Annotated in this window: 10 protein-coding genes; 2 read left to right on the forward strand and 8 right to left on the reverse strand. The window is 42.9% G+C overall.

The window, feature by feature from the left end; translation table 11 throughout:
* Positions 1-67: 67 nt before the first annotated feature.
* The 7 genes from JWR61_RS22785 to atpG all read right to left on the reverse strand — a co-directional run bounded on the left by JWR61_RS22785 (position 68) and on the right by atpG (position 12,132).
* On the reverse strand, positions 68-5,680 hold the full coding sequence (locus JWR61_RS22785; RefSeq protein ID WP_301930014.1) for an Ig-like domain-containing alpha-2-macroglobulin family protein: 5,613 nt from the start codon (positions 5,678-5,680) through the stop codon (positions 68-70).
* Between the two features lie 537 nt (positions 5,681-6,217).
* Entirely contained in the window at positions 6,218-6,670 is a 453-nt protein-coding gene (locus JWR61_RS22790) for a DoxX family protein (protein WP_290335483.1), read from the reverse strand.
* Between the two features lie 314 nt (positions 6,671-6,984).
* Positions 6,985-8,184 carry an MFS transporter gene (locus JWR61_RS22795; RefSeq protein ID WP_301930015.1) on the reverse strand — a complete coding sequence of 400 codons (1,200 nt, stop codon included), beginning with the start codon at positions 8,182-8,184 and terminating at the stop codon, positions 6,985-6,987.
* Between the two features lie 191 nt (positions 8,185-8,375).
* Complete coding sequence (locus tag JWR61_RS22800) at positions 8,376-8,783, reverse strand: hypothetical protein (RefSeq protein ID WP_290335480.1); 408 nt, start codon at positions 8,781-8,783, stop codon at positions 8,376-8,378.
* Positions 8,784-8,984: 201 nt separating this feature from the next.
* Positions 8,985-10,193: a diaminopimelate decarboxylase gene (lysA, locus tag JWR61_RS22805; RefSeq protein WP_301930016.1), complete on the reverse strand. Its 1,209-nt coding sequence runs from the start codon at positions 10,191-10,193 to the stop codon at positions 8,985-8,987.
* A 105-nt stretch (positions 10,194-10,298) separates the two neighbouring features.
* Entirely contained in the window at positions 10,299-11,171 is an 873-nt protein-coding gene (gene scpB, locus JWR61_RS22810; protein ID WP_301930017.1) for an SMC-Scp complex subunit ScpB, read from the reverse strand.
* Positions 11,172-11,250: 79 nt separating this feature from the next.
* Positions 11,251-12,132 carry an ATP synthase F1 subunit gamma gene (gene atpG, locus JWR61_RS22815; RefSeq protein WP_290335477.1) on the reverse strand — a complete coding sequence of 294 codons (882 nt, stop codon included), beginning with the start codon at positions 12,130-12,132 and terminating at the stop codon, positions 11,251-11,253.
* Between the two features lie 366 nt (positions 12,133-12,498).
* Between atpG and JWR61_RS22820 the strand changes: the two genes are divergently transcribed.
* Together JWR61_RS22820 and secA are read left to right on the forward strand one after the other, a co-directional pair.
* Positions 12,499-12,846, forward strand: a complete 348-nt coding sequence (locus tag JWR61_RS22820) for a hypothetical protein (protein ID WP_301930018.1) — start codon at positions 12,499-12,501, stop codon at positions 12,844-12,846.
* 294 nt (positions 12,847-13,140) lie between these two features.
* On the forward strand, positions 13,141-16,482 hold the full coding sequence (gene secA / locus JWR61_RS22825; RefSeq protein WP_301930019.1) for a preprotein translocase subunit SecA: 3,342 nt from the start codon (positions 13,141-13,143) through the stop codon (positions 16,480-16,482).
* A 474-nt stretch (positions 16,483-16,956) separates the two neighbouring features.
* Here the strand turns inward: secA and JWR61_RS22830 are convergent, their stop codons facing one another.
* Positions 16,957-17,823, reverse strand: coding sequence for a hypothetical protein (locus JWR61_RS22830; protein WP_301930020.1), 867 nt, complete (start codon positions 17,821-17,823; stop codon positions 16,957-16,959).
* Between the last annotated feature and the right edge of the window lie 231 nt (positions 17,824-18,054).

Consider the following 18,054-nt stretch of genomic DNA (forward strand, 5'->3'; position numbering starts at 1 on the left):
GACAAAAAATGTACTATACTTATTATTAAACCGCTGCCGGGGCTTGCAGCCGCCGGCAGGGTCTTGCTTACTGATGTTGCGGATCAACTACCTCTACCCATTTGCCGTTTACACCAGCCGTAATACTGTTATCATACATGGCTTCGGCGAACGTGCCCGGCAAAAAGTAACGGCCGAGGTACGATGCGTTCAATTGCACATAATAAGTAAGGGTTTCAAACTGGTTGATGTTAAAATAAGTGTACAGGCGATCATCGCGGATATCCTGGTACGTTGAGTAGGAAGATTTAAAAGCACCTTCGCCACCGAGCATGCGGGCATTCAATATCTCCCAGCCACTGGGGAATATTTGCGTTAATGCCATTTGGCTGTAAGTACCACGCCGGCCTGTATTTTTAACGGTTACTTTGGCTACAAAATCTGTTCCCTGTGTCAGCTTGCTGATATCAACCGCAGCACCATTTTGCGTAAGGTAACTTACCGACATTGTAAGCAGCGCAGGGTTATTGTTTACTTTTAAACTATCGCCGCTTAAAGGCTGTCCTTTTGTGATGAGGCGCACATACAACGTGTTAGTGCCGTTGTTACTGACCAATACATTGGCGCTGCCGTTTTTAAACAACACAGGTAACTGGCGGATGTAGGAAGCCGAATTAATGTCGGTTGCCTTTGCGCCTGCCGAAGCCCTGGCAATTATCTTGGTACCCGATGGATTTTTACCGCAATACTTTGCAATAGCAATCAGTGAGTACGATGTGGTTTGTGTACTGTACCAATCATCCTGCGAAAGTTTGGCTGCAATGGTGGGCAACAATTGCGCTGCCTGGTTTCGTTTGCCCATGATGGTTAGTGTTTCCAGCACCATGGCTTCATCTCTTAAACCGGAGCCGAAACTGATGCCCGGATTGGGACGTGGGGCGAAGGTGGTGGACAAGCCCTGAATGAGCGCCTGTGCGGTTGCATCCTGGCCGGCGAGCTTGTAAGCCGCAGCCAGCCGCCATTTGCCTTCGGGCGATAAATATTTAAATTCTTTCAGCCGGTTCATGGCGCCGAGCTCGGGCGCTTTGGCAAGTGCGAGCGTGTAGAGGCGATAAGCCTGTGTTAGATCGGCACCATAAAAATTGGTGCTGTTTACCACCCAACTGTTGGCCTTGCCGCGCTGGTAATTTTTCCATAGCTGCAATAAATTATCGCTCACAAAAAACCCGTTGGCTTGCGCCTCCACTAAAAAATGACCTGCATAATTGCTGCCCCATTCATCGCTTTCGCCTCCCCCGGGCCAGTAACTAAAGCCTCCATCCGGGCGCTGAAAATTTTGCATTCTTGCAATGCCCGCTTTTACATTTTTATCTACCAGTGATTTTTTATAGTCATCCAAATCTGTCAACTGATTTAATACCAGTTGCGGAAAAACGGCTGAAGTCGTTTGTTCAATACAACCATGCGGATACTCAATTAAATAATCAAGGCGCTTTTGCAAATTCATAGATGGCAGGCTTGAAATTTCCACTACAGCGGTGCTTGTTGAAGCCACACCAATGGCGTTGGCCACTGTGTTCCATTGCTGGCCCGGCGCCAGTGTAATTTCACTTACACTTGTCACCGCAGGGTTCGGATTTCTTATATCCAGCTCTACTTCATAATCTGCTTTTTCGCCGCCTGAACTGGCGAGTAATTTCACTTTACCTACACCTACATTTGGTTTTACTTTTACATCAAAGTACAACATCTGTTCGCCGGTTTGTGTAAAGCTGGCAGTTTGTGCCGAAGTGCCAACAACTTCTAAATATGGATTTGACTGCAGCGTTACGTTTACGTTTTTAATATTGTTCTCCATCGCAAAAACCGTTACGGGCAACTTGATGGTTTCGCCCGGACCAAGTACCCTTGGCATAGTTGCCAGCAGCATCAGCGGCTTTTTTACTGCAACTGTTTTTTCTGTTGATCCATAACTGCCTTCATGGGCCGCTACCACCATGGCTTTTACAGAACCAATGTAAGATGGCAGTCTGAACGTTTTGGTTTGCTGCTGCCCTTTGCTTAAATGAAATGGCCCAAGGTATTGCACTACCGGCTTAAACCGGTTGGCTGTCTTTTGTTTTACCGGGCCTCCTTCTGCATCGCCGCCGATGGTTAAAATGCGTTCCAGGTCGCCACCCCATGCGCCAATTACATAATCAAACAAATCAAAGCTTTTTACACCCAGGGCTTCTCTTGCATAAAAAGCTTCATGCGGGTCAGGTGTTTTAAATCTTGTCAGATCAAGCAATCCTTCATCTACGATTGCAATGCTGTATGTCATTTCTTTTCCCTGTTGTTCGCTTACGGTAAATGAAACATTTTGTTCGGGCCGTATGGCTGAAGCCATTGTCAACACCGGATGCAACAAAGTGTTTTTATCTTCTACAAAAATGGGGATAGAGCCATACATCCTGATCGGCAAATCATTGATGGTTTGTGCGTGCGGTTGTAACAAACTTACCGTTGCATAAATGTTCGGCGCCATCGCAGCATCTGCTTTAAACTTCACTTGTGTTTGACCCTGTGTAGTTTCCTGCCAGAAATTTTTTATTACTTTACTGCCGCTTTCCAGGCTTACCAAAATACGACCGCCTTTACTGCTGGGTATATTCAATTGTATTTCGTCTCCAACATTGTATTTTTCTTTATTGCTTGCAAATGATAACATCGAAGCAGCAGACTGGTCTTCATCACCACTCCTGCTTTGCCAGCCCGGCTCATCAATATAAAATGTTGATCCGGTGGTGTGACCGCTCTTAATATCTTTTACTAAAATCAGGTAACGTCCCCATTCATTTGCTGACGTTCCAAACTGCCACTGCCCCTTGCCATTGGTAAGCTGGACGGTCTCTTTTTTTAATAATTTATTGTATTCATTTTGTGTAAAGTTGCTGAGGTTGTCGCCATTATCATCCCACCACCAGCGCCATTGTATGCGGTAAAACTGTACTTCCACTACCGTGTTGCCACCTAGCAAATTCCCTTTGCTGTCAACGTTTACAATTTGTGTAGTGTGCGTTTTCCCGGCCAGTAAATAATCAAATGGCTTTTCGCCTTCGGGTAATTTTAATCCGGCATAACTTGCATACGGACTGTAAGGCACCGTCATATTATCGATGCTGAAACTGCCGCCCGGCTCAAAAACTTTGATTATCATGTTAGCCGTCAACATGCCTGGCGCCGATTCATCCATTTCAAAATTTGGTTTGATGGTGGCATTGCCTTCTGCATCCAGTGTGCCATCTAAAATGGTTTTGCTTTGTGTGCTGTAATTGCTGGTAGGATTATCAAAATCATAACCGGCAAATTTTGCAAAGCCTGTTCTTTTAGCATACAGGGATGCATCAATTTTTGCTTTCAAATTTTTACCCGGTGTACCGAATAACCATTTGGCATTGATCGTACCTGTGGTTTCATTGCCTTTGCCCAGCACCGCATCTTTGCCAAAATCAACATTAATTTTTAAGCGGTTGGGCATTACTGTTTCCACCTTAATCGTCTTCTCAAAATTGGCACCACCGCATTTTATTTTGGCCAGCCAGTTACCCGTTGGTGAGCTGGCATCGGTATTGGTTTTAAATAAATAAAAACCGTCTGTGGCATCGTTTTGTATGATGTGTTTGTACAATTGTCCCTGCGGTGTAAACAGGCTGAATTCTACCGGGTGGTCTTGTGGTAATTTCTTTTCCTTGTCTTCAATAATGCAATTGATATACATCGTATCTCCCGGCCGCCATACACCCCGTTCGCCGAAGATAAAACCCTTAATGCCGTTCTTCACTTCTTCGCCACCCACGTCAAAACGACTTAAGGCCAGTGAACTTCCATCATCCAGTTTTAAATAGCCCCGCTCATTTCCTTTTTTTGCAATCAGTAAGTATGGCTTTCTTTTGGTATCAATAGTTGCAAAGCCATCACTGCCACTTTTGCCTTTGCTGATGATGGTTTGCTGGTAATCCATTATCTCCAGGTCAACATCATTCATTGGTTTTGTTGTGAGGATATTGCTGACCGCTATCAGCAAACTATTGTCGCTGCCACGTTTGGCCGTAAGGCCGATATTACTTGCTAAAATATTTCTTGTAGCCCAACGGTCTTTGTTGTAATAAGATTTGCTGGCAGGATCATCTTTGCGTTGCCAGTTATAGCCGTAAGGATAGTAGGTATCGTAGCGCTTCCAGAATTCATCGTCTTCATCCAGGCCATTGTTGTTGCTGTAACTTTCTTCCTCATCACCATAATAATTCTCCTCCTCCCCTGCATCTTTTGCAGTGGTATCTACAGCGCCCTGGTACAAAGAATATTGCGGTCTGAAGCCGATGGTAACGTGATAAATGGCACCGGGTTCTGTTTTTAAAAACTTGTCAATATCTAAACTGAAATGCTGGTGTTTGTGCAGGTCCAGTGCTTTGTCATCATCCAGCCGTAAGGTTTTTTGAACGATTGGTTTGGCTACGCGGCGCAGGTCTGAATTGCCACCGAGGTTATTGTCCTGTAAAAATTGCGGCACATTGTTTTCAAAAATTTTGATGATGCTGATGTCGACCGCACTTAAATTAATGGCTTCAAAAGGCAGCACCAAACGGCCGGAGTTCGGCAATATATTTCCCTTGCCCTGGATCTTTACCGACGGCATTTTATTTTCAAAATTGATGTTGCTGGTAAAGCCATTGCTTAATGTATCGCCCCACGTATTTTTTATTCCTGCATTGATGTTGACGGTATAATTGCCATCCAGTTTTCCGCTGGTAAAAACCTTTACCTCGCTGCCATTGATGGTGTATGAAATATCAGCCTGGTTGCTGATGGTTATCAAACCGGTAAGGTCCTGCCCGACTAAAATGGGATCACTAAACTGTACCGACGCATATTGCTGCGCTTCGTTGGTGGCTGCAACATTCAGCACTTTAAAATCCCCGGCCGCAGGTACGGCTATTTCTTTGCTGCCTTTTAATTCAATGCCCATAGGTTGCCCGTTCCAAAGCAGATTCACGTTGCTTGCGTTGTTGCCGCGTGCAATCGCTTCCACAATAAAGTTGTGCGATTTAGCAACGTCATTGTGTTGCCAGTTTATTTTTAAGGCATTTCCATTTTGTGAAGCCGACAATAATTTTTCAATCTCCGCTCCCCTTTCAACATCGGCTGTTTCCAGGTTGCCACCCAGCGACATCTTGTTTTTAGTGCCGTTACTTCGCAAACCTTCATCTGAAACTTTAAACGACGGCTTTGCCGTTTGCATACTAAATTTAAAGTCGCTGTATTTATCCGGCACCTTTGTAACCTTGCCCAGGCTGAATTGTACCTGGTACAGCTGGTTGGGTTTTAAATATTCGTCGGGTTTAAATTCAATGGTGGTGGCGTCTACCCATCGTGCTTTACCTTTCACCGAAGGCGAAATATCAAACAGCGTTTCCTTCACCTCTTCACCCAGCGTGTGCGTGGTGTTGGCGGCTGCTGCCAGTTGAATACGAATGGCTGCAGTCTTGCTGATGATGCCGGTAGTATAAGCATCCACGTACTTACTAAAGGCAGGATCAACTTCAATCCATTTGTCTTTTTTACTGCAGGAGAACAAGAGGAAAATTAAAGAAAGGCACAGAAGGGTACACAAAAAAGTTGCACTGAACTTTTCAGAACGGTTAACAGCATCGGGGTCCATAATGGTTTTGTATTTTTTTGTGCAGTACAACCAGGATGGTGGTACTGTTAGGTTTGCTGATGTAAATGTTATATAAAATATTGACATCCGCAAGATGCAGAAAAAATAAATGCTGTTAAACTATTTGTAAAACAATCTTTTGGAAATGAAATTTTTGTCCGGGCTGTATTTTTCAATTTAGCTTCATTTGCGTCGCACTCGTGTACAGTTGTTTTTTATGGCGGCTTTTATGAAAGCGCAGATTTATCTTTTAAAAATGAGGATGAAAAATAATGGCATTTAGTGTCTGGGTAATCTGCAGCATCAGGCTGCGGCCTGATGTCATTAAGTTAAGCAATGCTATTTTAATTGCCACGCCCTTCAGGGCGTGGAATCAAGAATAATTATTAGTTTTATTGGCTTTAGCCAAACTATTATTTGGGCTAAAGCCCAATTTCTTATTTCTATTTTTTATCCACGCCCTGAATAGTGTGACAATTAAAACCTTAACCAAATAACATTGCGCATCGGCCTGTTGCGGCAAGGCCAATTTCATTATTACATTCCTGTTCCCCGTTTCTTTTCTTCCGCAATTTTAAATGCCAGCGGACCGTTGCCGGCAATTAGAAAATAAACCAACAATAGCAGCACAACAATCGTAATAAACAATTCGGAATAAGGCAGTAATACATCTTTAGCCATATTTACGAAAATGATGGCGCCTATCAATACAGGTATTTGTATCAGGCAGGCAAAACGGGTAAATAAACCGAGTACCAGCATGATACCGCCAACAATGTGAATAAAGGGAATTACATGCGCCAGTAACACCGTAAGGAAAGAACCAAAAGTATCTCTGCCCGACGACATGAGACTAATGAGTAAACTGGTGTTGCGGAGAAAGTCGATGCCTTTGTAACAGAGGAATACCCCCAGGGCGATGCGTATAATATCTACCCATTTAGGATGATGGTGATCGCCCCAATATTCAAACCGGTGGAGAATGTCCATAACATAAATTTTTAGGATGTAGAAAAAAAGAACTGTTATAAATGTAAGCTTTTTTTACTTTTTCTCAAAGCACTTTATTTAGGTGTTGACATCAAGTTTATTACGATATCAACGACAAAATTTTTGCATTAACAAAAAGAGAGAGCAAATTAAACAACGAACACTTTGCAGCCGGGATGTTGGTACAGGTAAACCAATGAGCCAATAAATTTAAGGGGGTACCACATTGCTGTACATGTACAAGAGTGCGACGCCACAAATGCACCAAAGAGCTGTTGTTTTAGCCCGGACAAAAAATCTTGAAAATGGAATCATTAATAAAGCTGCTCATCATATTCCAGCTCGGGCATGGCCGTCTTTTTATCAGCGAAAAATTTATTTTTCCATGCTACGGCTGCAGCCAGTAAAGCCATTACAATCAGTAACGACAAGCCTTTTGACAAATCAGAAATTTTTGAGATAAAGCCAATGATTGAAGGTCCGGCGAGGAAGCCTATCAGTCCGCCTGTTGTAACCATAGCAAATCCTTCAACGGTGCTTGTACCGGGAATGTTGGCCGCCGCACTGAATAAAACGGGCACAATACAGGACGAGCCAAAACCAATTAAGATATATCCAAGTATGGCAACGGGAACCACAGGTGCCAATACAACAATGGTAAACCCTGTTGCCGATAACAGGCAGCCAGTGATCACGATTTTTTTACTGCCAATGGAGGCGATGAGGCCGTCGCCGTTTAATCTTCCAAGCGTCATAGCAATTGAAAAACCGGCGTAGCCAAGGCTGATGAGCGCCTTGTGCGCATGCAGCGTTTCTTTCAGGTAAATAGCGCTCCAGTCGGCAACACAACCCTCTGCCATAAAAGTGACCATGCAGATAAAGGAAATGCCTAAAATAGCTGGCGAGGGAAGTTTAATTCCGGAACGGCTGTGAATAATATCCTGGTGTATGAGTAAATGCTTTTGATTGAGCGTGATAATGATTAAAATGGTGCTGGCTACAATTACAATCTGCCATCCGGCCACGATATGCAATGAAATGAGTAATGCGGCCAAACCGGCGCTTACCGCACCGCCCAAACTATACATGCCATGGCAAGTGCTCATGAATAAGCGGCCTGCTTTTTTTTCCATGATGTTTACTGTTGCATTTGCAGATACACCGTTCAAAAAACTGCAAAATCCATAAAGGTATAGTATCAGCCAAAACATGGGCCGGTTAAGCGAATTGATTTGCAATATCATGAGCAGGCAGAGCAAGCGGTAACCATTCAGCATCCAGCGGCCAACAGGCACTTTGCTGAATATTCTTGTAGATAACAGCATGCCACTGATAGCACCAAGCGGCGATAACAGCAATGACAAACCGAGGCTGCCATCATCAAAATTTAGCCGCTGTTTTATGGTGGGTATTGCTGCCACCCAGGTGCCGAACAAAAGGCTGGAGGTTGCGAACAAAAAACCTACCGCCAGTGCAGGTTTGTTTTTAATGAAAGAAGAGATGTTTTTGATCATTTAAATAACGGAATTAACGCTGCCCGCTATTCAAAAATAGTATTATTTTGTCTCACACAAGGGGCGATAAGAATACAACCCGACCAAAGAAATGAATCGGCGTATCCGCTCACTGTCAAAAAAAGACTATTTGCGGCTGAACCATCGGTTGGTTCTTGGTATCCTTTGTCTGCTTTGGGTGAAACAAAATTTTAGTCACTGTCTTCCATATGTAATTTCTGGTGATGTGCGCCGGCTCCGATGTACAAGGCAAAGCAGGCGATGGCGGTATCTTTTAGCAGACTAATCAATGCCATTTGTTTCGCTTCGGCATTGCCTGCATTCATGAAATTTGGGAAGTGAATGGTGAGTACAAATATAAAAAGCAGCACTGCCAGCAGGTAGCCTGCGGCTTTTACCCACTTGTTAAGAATAAATGCTGCAGCGACCAGGATAAACGCAATGCCAACAAAATAGACCCATATCAATCCGCCGGGTAAAAATTGTGGTACATAATTTACAAGATCGCGGGGATGTAAAAAATGCTGGATTCCGAAAATGATCATTACAAGCGAAAGTAAATAAATGGCTAAGCGGGCTAAGACGTGTGGAACTTTCATATCAATCGTTTTTAGACAATTAAGTTACATTAATTAAAGCCGGAATGCAACTGTTTGGCCATATTCTTTTGCACGAAAGCACTGTGTGTCAATACATCAGGTAATACGGGAAGGCTAGTTGCACAAAACAAAACGCGGAAAACAAGTCCCCATTTTACCTGGGGTTTGTTTTCCGCGTTATAATTATTTTTAGCTGTGCGGCTAAATTACCTGGTTTTTCAGCAGGTCTTCAAATTCATCTTTTTTGCGGATAAGTTTCGCCTTGCCATCAATCACCATTACTTCGGCAGGTTTTAAGCGACTGTTAAAATTACTGCTCATTTCAAAACCATAGGCGCCAGCATTGTAAAAAACAAGGTAATCACCTTCCCGTACTTCATTTAGTTTTCTGTCCCAGGCAAAAGTATCTGTTTCACAAATGTTACCAACGATAGTGTAAATCCTTTCGGCTCCTTTGGGATTGCTGATGTTTTCGATGTGGTGATAGGCATCATACATCATAGGCCGAATCAGGTGATTAAACCCACTGTTGACGCCCACAAAAACCGCGGCCGGGGTTTGTTTGATAACATTCGCCTTTACTACAAAATAGCCGCACTGGCTCACTAAATATTTGCCCGGCTCAAACCATACCTGTAATTTCCTCCCCGTTTCTTTTTCAAATTCCTGGAAGGCAATCGCTACTTTTTCGCCCAACGCATTTACATCTGTTTCCGCATCACCGGGTTGATAAGGCACTTTAAAGCCGCTGCCCAGGTCAATAAATTCAAGATTGGGAAAATGGCTGGCCAGTTCAAACATCACCGCCAGGCCTTCTAAAAAAACATTGATGTCTTTTATCTCGCTGCCGGTATGCATATGTATACCGGTAACATTTAATTTTGTTGTTTTTACAATGCGTTCAATATGGCGCATCTGGTGAATAGAAATGCCAAATTTACTGTCAATATGCCCGGTAGAGATTTTGTAATTTCCGCCCGCCATAATATGCGGATTCAGGCGGATACACACCGGGTAAGAGCTACCGAAATTATTGCCAAACTGTTCCAGTATAGAAATGTTATCGATGTTGATGTTGACACCCAATTCCTTTACGGCTACAATTTCTTCAAAGTCTACACAGTTGGGCGTATACAAAATATCTTTGGGTGCAAAACCCGCCATCAGTCCAAGTTTTACTTCATTAATGCTTACACAATCCAGTGAAGCGCCTATTGAATGAATGTACCTTAAGATATTTACATTGGTCAACGATTTACAGGCATAAAAAAACCGGGCGTTACAACCGGCAAAACCCTTCTGCAGCTTTTTATATTGCGCCGCAATGCGTTCTGCGTGATAAACATAAACGGGAGTGCCAAATTCTTTGGCCACTTCAATAAGTTGCTCGTGTGTTAAATTCTTTGCCATGTTTGATGTGGTGTGTTTTATTTTATTTTTCATTTTTGAACCGCCATAAAAAAAGGTATGAGAAACAATCTTCGTCATACCTTATTTAAAAATTTATTTTTAAATCTATGATTCCGATTGTTCCTCTTCCGGTTTATCTTCCTTGGAAGCAACACCTGTTACTTCGTCCTTTTTATCTCCTGCTGCATCTTCTTCCTGTTGATCATTTTCAATCACACTGTTCTCTTCATCAAAGGCTGTATCATCAGTTGTAACAATCATTTCTTCTTCAATTAATAGCACGGCACTTTCATCCAGTTCCATTTCCTTTTCGTCTGCTGCTGTATCAGCATTTGCAAAATCATTGTGCTGGTTTAATTCAGCCATATTATCAGGCACATATGGCTCTGTTAAGGGCATATTATTTACCAGAGTTGCCTGTACCAGTTCTTCCATCAGTACCTCACTTATCTTGGGTAAATCTGCGGTGCTGTTAATGCCAAAATAATCCATAAAAGATTTGGAAGTAGCATAGATCAACGGCTTACCAACAGCATCCTCGTTTCGGCCGGAAATAATTACCAAATCTTTTTCCAGTAATTTTTGCACCGCATAATCGCAGTTCACACCACGGATGGCTTCTATTTCACTTTTAGCAATTGGTTGCTTATAGGCGATAATGGCAAGGGTTTCAAGTGCAGCATTCGAAAGCCTTTTTAAAAATTTGTCTCCATTTAACTGGGCAACTGTTTTGTGGTATGCCTTTTTTGTTAAAAATTGCCAGCCGCCGCCGCTTTGCCTTAACTCAAATGCATAAAACTCCGCACTGTATTTTTCGAATATTCCTTCAATGGCTGCATCTACCTGTTCAACGGTGGCCCTGTCTTCAATAAACCCCAGCGCATTGTTCAGCAGTTCAACCAGCTCCGTATTAATGAGCGGCTTGTCACTTGCAAAAATCAAGGCTTCAATATGTGGTATTATCTGTGAAAGTTCCATTGGCCCCTGTCCCCTAAAGGGGTATAAAAATTTATTTTGTTAGATGTTATCTTTTCCATTTCCGCCTCGGAGATGGATGTTAGCCATTCAACGCTGCAGCACCGCTTACAATTTCTGTTAACTCAGTAGTAATGGCAGCCTGCCTTGCACGGTTGTAACTTATTTTGAGTGATTTAAGCAATTCGTTCGCATTATCGCTGGCTTTGTCCATCGCTGTCATCCGGGCACCATGTTCGCTTGCATTACCATCCAGCACTGCTTTAAACAATTGGGTGTTTAAAATCTTCGGCATCAGTTCGCCAATCAACACATCTTTGCCAGGTTCAAAAATAAAATCGGCATTTGCTTCGCCTGCTTTTTTCGCAACACGGCCTACAGGTAAAAATTGTTCGGCTATAAACTGCTGTGTGGCGGCATTTTTAAATTCACTGAAAACCAGTTCCACCACATCAGTTTCTTTATTGGCAAAAGCATCCATTGCATATTTAGCCGCAGTCTGTACTTTTTCAAAACTCAATCCGGTGAAAATTCCCCAATAATTATCTACCACTTTAAATCCGTTTTTCAAAAAGTGCTCGTACCCTTTTTTACCAATTGGCAAAATGGTTACATTGCCCTTGGCATATTGCGTCTTATATTTTTCAAAAATCAGGGAACGGGTTAACTTAATCAGGTTACTGTTGTAACCGCCGCACAATCCCCTGTCGCTGGTAACAACAATAATCATAATTTTTTCGGCTGGTCTTTCAGTCGCCAGCGCCATATTTACATTGCCATCGCCATTGCTTACGATGTTGCTAAGCATTTCCTGCAGCTTCTGCGCATAGGGCCGCATTTGTGTAATCGCATCCTGTGCACGGCGTAACTTGGCGGCACTTACCATTTTCATGGCCTTTGTTATTTGCTGGGTACTTTGTACACTTTTAATCCGGTTACGTACTTCTTTTAAAGCTCCTGACATATAAAGTAAATTGATTAAGTTGTTGTTTTCGGACCGCAAAGGTATGGCAAAAAAGCATATCCAAAAACGCCATTATTAACAAATAAACCACCAGTTGGGCTATACATAATACAATGGTGGTGTCAAACTCAGAACGCTGACTTCCATTTACAAAGATTTTTTTATCCAATTGCATCCATTACTTTAATAACTATTCTATCGTATTATTTCCGGCTTCTGCCGAAAGCAACGCGTTATTTAAAAATAAGTGACTATACTTGCAAATTGAGCTTATAATAAACATCTTTAAATATTTTTTTGTCGGTAAAGCCATTGCACGTAAGCTGAAAGACCCAAAAAATACTAAAAAACAAACAATATTCTATAATGGGATTAGCATTGGATCTTTTCCTCACCCTGCTTCTTGAGTTACCCATCATTGCACTTTTTTTTAAGCGAAAGAAAAGACCGGATGCATTAATGAACGCCCTTATGGTCAACCTGATTTCCTGGCCCGTAGCCCATATTCTAAAAATCAGTACCGACATCAGCATATATTTAATTGAAGCCATAGTAATAACCGGAGAAGGCATCGCCCTCTGGTTGCTCACCGGCTGTGGCTGGAAAAAGGGATTTACTATGTCAGTGATCGCCAACCTGATCAGCTTTGCTGTTACCAGCCTGATTCATATTGAGCCGGACATTTTTCAAAAACCGCAAATGATTATCCACTAAGCGTATAAAGTAAGTCGGCAGTTGTGAGTGGTGATTAGAGAGTAATGTTATACTACCTGCATTCGCCAGGTCATTATTGCCTGTTCACCATTGCCTGTTGACATTGAATACTCACTACTTACTATGGCCTATTTACTATTGCCTGTTCTCCAATTAACTGTCAACTAATTTGTACCTTTGCCTCCCCTCTAAAACAGGGGACTTGCTGTCAATTTGGCTTTTACTGTATTTAAGCACCATATTTGACATTGAAAATCAACCCGATAATATTAATATACCAATAACAGTAATTTTATGATAGGTTTTTTATCGAAAATATTTGGTGGCAACAAAAGTGAAAAAGATGTAAAAAAAATCACTCCCCAGGTTGAAGCCATCAATCGTTTTTTTGCACAATATCAATCCCTCTCCAACGATGGCTTGCGCAATAAAACCCAGGAATTTAAACAACGCATCCGCCAGCACCTGGCAGAAATTGATGCGCAGATCGGCACAAAAAAAATTGATGCGGAAAATTTACCGGTAGTAGAAATAAATCAAAAGGATGTTATCTATCAGGAAATTGATGCCTTAAAAAAAGAAAGGGACAAAAAAATAGAAGAAGTGCTGCAGGAAATTTTGCCCGAAGCTTTTGCCGCGGTAAAAGAAACCGCCCGCCGTTTTAAAGAAAACGCAACGCTGGAAAGTACCGCAACAGAACTGGACAAAACACTGGCCGTTACAAAAAAACACATCCGCATTGAGGGCGATAAAGCCATCTTCAGCAACCGCTGGACGGCTGCCGGCGGAGAAGTTACCTGGAACATGGTGCACTATGATGTACAGCTTATCGGCGGTATGGTATTGCACAGCGGAAAAATTGCTGAGATGGCCACCGGTGAAGGTAAAACCCTGGTGAGTACATTGCCTGCCTATTTAAATGCATTGAGTGGCGAAGGTGTACATATAGTTACCGTAAACGATTACCTGGCCAGAAGGGATAGTGAATGGAACGGCCCGCTCTTTGAATTTTTAGGATTAACCGTTGACTGTATTGATAAACATGAACCCAACAGTGACGCCAGGAGAGCGGCTTACAACTCTGATATCACCTATGGTACCAACAACGAATTTGGTTTTGATTACCTGAGGGATAACATGGTACACAGCCCAGATGAAATGGTACAGCGCAAACATCATTTCGCCATGGTGGATGAGGTGGATAGTGTGTTGATTGATGATGCCCGTACACCGCTGATCATTAGCGGACCGGTTGGCCACAGCGATAATACGCAACAGTTTTTTGACCTGAAACCACGCATTGAAAAGTTGCTGGATGCACAGCGCAAAGCAGTGAACCAGTTCTTAATTGATGCAAAGAAAAAAATAGCTGAAGGAAATGATGACCCCAAAGATGGCGGTCTGTCGCTGTTTCGTGCACACCGGGGTTTACCTAAAAATGGTGCGCTGATTAAATTTCTGAGCGAACCAGGCATCCGGGTTAAACTGCAAAAGAGTGAAAACTATTACCTGGCAGATCAGCAGAAAGAAATGCCCAAGGTAGATGAAGAACTCTATTTCCAGATTGATGAAAAAAATAACCAGGTTGATTTAACTGATAAGGGCATTAACCTTATCACTAAATCAGGCGAAGATCCTGAATTTTTTATTTTGCCGGATATCGGCGTAAAACTAAGCGACATTGAAAAGAGCAGCCTAAATGCAGATGAAAAACTGCGCCAGAAAGAAGCCCTGCTGAATGAATACTCTTTAAAAGCTGACCGCATACACACGGTACAGCAATTATTAAAAGCCTACACTTTATTTGATAAAGACACCGAGTACGTGGTATTGGATGAAGCCGTAAAAATTGTGGATGAACAAACTGGCCGTATACTCGATGGGAGACGATACAGTGACGGTTTGCACCAGGCTATTGAAGCAAAAGAAAATGTGAAGATTGAAGCCAGTACACAGACTTATGCTACCGTTACGCTGCAAAACTATTTCAGGATGTACCACAAGCTTTGTGGTATGACAGGTACTGCCGAAACAGAAGCCGCTGAGTTATGGGACATTTATAAACTGGATGTGGTAACCATCCCCACCAATTTACCCGCCATCAGGAAAGATGAACAGGATTTGGTGTACAAAACCAAGCGTGAAAAATACAAGGCGGTGATTGATGAAATAGAACGTTTGCGCCTTGCCGGACGTCCTTCACTTGTAGGTACAACCTCTGTAGAAATAAGTGAATTGTTGAGCAGGATGCTGAAGCAAAAAAATATTCCGCACAATGTATTGAACGCAAAACAACATGCCAAGGAAGCACAGGTAGTTGCTGAAGCTGGTTTGGCCGGCGCCGTAACCATCGCCACCAATATGGCAGGTCGTGGTACGGATATTAAACTAGGGCCAGGCGTTAAAGAAGCTGGTGGGCTGGCCATTGTAGGTACCGAACGGCATGAAAGCCGCCGCGTGGACAGGCAGTTGCGTGGTCGTGCAGGCCGGCAGGGAGATCCGGGCAGCACGCAATTCTTTGCAAGCCTGGAAGATGACCTGATGCGCATGTTCGGCAGCGAACGTATCGCTTCTATGATGGACCGTATGGGCTACAAGGAAGGCGAAGTGATCCAGCACAGCATGATCAGCAAGAGCATTGAAAGAGCGCAGAAAAAGGTAGAAGAAAATAACTTCGGCATCCGTAAACGTTTGCTGGAGTATGATGATGTAATGAACAAACAGCGTAACGTGGTGTACAGCAAACGCAACCACGCTTTGTTTGGTGAAAGGCTGGCACTTGATCTTGACAATGCCTTCTATTCTGTTGCAGATGGTCTCATCAACTCCTTCCGCGAAAGCGCCGATTTTGAAGATTTCAAACTCGCCGTGATTGTAAACTTCGGGATTGATACTACCATCACCAAAGAAGAGCTGGAGAAAGGAAATATTCAACAGGTGGCAGAAAAATTGTACGATGAAGCCAAGAGTAATTACAATCGTAAAGTAGTTGCAGTGGCACAGCAAACGCTGCCCATTATAAAAAACATCCGTAAAGAACAGGGCAGCCATATTGAAAATGTAGCCGTACCGTTTACCGATGGACGTAAACAAATACAGGCACTCGCCAACCTGGATAAAACCATCGCCAGCGAAGGCGCGGAGTTGCCCAATGCATTGGAACGCAGCATTACACTGGCGTTGATTGATGATGCCTGGAAAGAACATTTACGTGCCATGGACGATCTGCGCCATAGTGTACAAACTGCAGGCTACGAGCAAAAAGATCCGCTGGTAATTTATAAAATTGAAGCCTTCAGCGCCTTTAAGCAAATGGATGATGCGGTTAATAAAGACATCGTAAGTTTTCTTTGCCATTGCGCTATCCCCACTGAAGAAACCAATGCTGCCAAAATAAAAGAAGGCCGCGAACAAAAAACCGACATGAGCAAAATGCGCCAGCGCAAGGAAGAGTTTGCAGGCGCTGCATCCGGCACCGGTGGACCAGAATACATCAGCAACGAAAATGATTACAATGATCCCTCTCCCGCTATCAAGCAGGAACCAATCCGTGTAGAACCAAAGATCGGCAGAAACGACGCCTGTCCTTGTGGAAGCGGCAAAAAGTATAAGAATTGTCACGGCAAGGATGCATAAATAACTAGGCAACAATTTATAAAGGCTAACCGCAAACGTTAGCCTTTTTTATGCGTGACAAATTTTCTTGTCCGGGCTAAGAAGCCTTATGGTACTGCATTGGCGTCTCACATTTGTATATTTTCGCCTTGGGAAAATTTTATTTTATCGGAGTGCGAATCGTAATATTAGTAAGTGTTGGTTTCCCCTTGTTAGTGTTACTGTACAAGAAGAAAAATCACCCTGTCAAAGCAGGCCGCTGTTGCGTCTCCTGACCAATAGCTGAAGCCAAGGCAACAAAAAACAACAAATAGGAAAAGCATCACGCCAATTATTTATAGAACACTTGCTTTTATCAAGAACTCATTTTAATGATGCTCCGGTGGCTGGTCAGAGTTACGATAACGATTGATGGGGTGGGCATGTTTATCAAAATTTTTCGTTGTAGAAAGCCCGGCGTTACATCGCCGGGCTTTTAATTTCAAATTCAAAACACTACGGCTTCGGCGCCGCAGCAGAAGTTTTATTTACTATTGGCCACAACGAGCCAACGGGAAGTGTTGGCGGAATGGTGATGCCTTTATTAAATCCCCTTGTCTGCGCATCGCCACCAAAATAATACAAGGGCCAGCCATTGTAGGTCAATTGCTTTTTGCCATTAAAAGTAATTACCGCAAACACGGTTTTATCCAGTATAGAAGGCACGGTAATATTGTCTGTTTCATAAATCGGCCAGAAAGAATTATTGGTAAAATCGGCTTTTGTAAACTTATTTACCAGGAAGCTGTCTCTTCCAAAAGCATATAAGGTGTTGCCTTTATCATCGCTGAAATAACTCGTGCGGCCGTCGCCGGGAGCATACGTACTCAAATAATTTTTACCATCGGCGCCCGTCAGCTGGAAATTGGCAATGGTGATTGAATAGTTGGGCTTGGCTACAAACCAGATATTGCCAACACCTTCACCGGTTGTTTGGCCTGCTGCTTCCTGTACACCGCCGGGCGAATAATAATACAAGGGCCATCCTTTGTAAGTAGTTTGCTTAGCACCGGTACTGGTTAAAATTGTTTTAAAATCAGCAGCCTGCAAACCAGCCCCAAACGTAGTGGTAGTGCTGTCTGCAGCAAATACCGGCCAGTTGGTTAAACACCCGCCTGTACAGTTGGACTGACCATTTACATCGTTGGAAAAATAGTACAACGTTTTCCCATCCTTATCCACAATATGGCTGCCGAGTGAATTGGTAGAATCCAGGTGGATATCAGTTCTGGGTGGTATTACAGCCGGATCACTTTTTTTACAGGCCGTAAATTGCAGTGCGTAAAAGGCACAAGCTGTCAGCAGAAAAATATTTTTTTTCATGGTATTTTTTTTGGAATACTTTAATTTGTTTGGTGGTGGAATTAGTGCTTTATTCAGGCCTGAAAAAGTAGTACTGCAATAAGGAACGCAGGTTTTTATCATTAGGTTGCTTTCGGCTATTGATATTTTTTACATGCAGCTGAAGTTTTTTAAAAGCAGGATATGATGGGGATTTGTGTATAACGATGGAAGCCAACATATCAACAAAAAAAGATGACCTTGCAGGTGTTC

Origin of the sequence: Ferruginibacter sp., assembly GCF_028288465.1 — a bacterium.
Taxonomy (GTDB): domain Bacteria; phylum Bacteroidota; class Bacteroidia; order Chitinophagales; family Chitinophagaceae; genus Ferruginibacter.

Bases quoted from the DNA above. Each gene is read 5' to 3' on its own strand.
- secA (WP_301930019.1), top strand. From the start codon at position 13,141: ATGATAGGTTTTTTATCGAAAATATTTGGTGGCAACAAAAGTGAAAAA.
- JWR61_RS22785 (WP_301930014.1), bottom strand. From the start codon at position 5,680: ATGGACCCCGATGCTGTTAACCGTTCTGAAAAGTTCAGTGCAACTTTT.
- lysA (WP_301930016.1), bottom strand. From the start codon at position 10,193: ATGGCAAAGAATTTAACACACGAGCAACTTATTGAAGTGGCCAAAGAA.
- JWR61_RS22790 (WP_290335483.1), bottom strand. From the start codon at position 6,670: ATGGACATTCTCCACCGGTTTGAATATTGGGGCGATCACCATCATCCT.
- JWR61_RS22800 (WP_290335480.1), bottom strand. From the start codon at position 8,783: ATGAAAGTTCCACACGTCTTAGCCCGCTTAGCCATTTATTTACTTTCG.
- JWR61_RS22795 (WP_301930015.1), bottom strand. From the start codon at position 8,184: ATGATCAAAAACATCTCTTCTTTCATTAAAAACAAACCTGCACTGGCG.
- JWR61_RS22820 (WP_301930018.1), top strand. From the start codon at position 12,499: ATGGGATTAGCATTGGATCTTTTCCTCACCCTGCTTCTTGAGTTACCC.
- JWR61_RS22830 (WP_301930020.1), bottom strand. From the start codon at position 17,823: ATGAAAAAAAATATTTTTCTGCTGACAGCTTGTGCCTTTTACGCACTG.
- atpG (WP_290335477.1), bottom strand. From the start codon at position 12,132: ATGTCAGGAGCTTTAAAAGAAGTACGTAACCGGATTAAAAGTGTACAA.
- scpB (WP_301930017.1), bottom strand. From the start codon at position 11,171: ATGGAACTTTCACAGATAATACCACATATTGAAGCCTTGATTTTTGCA.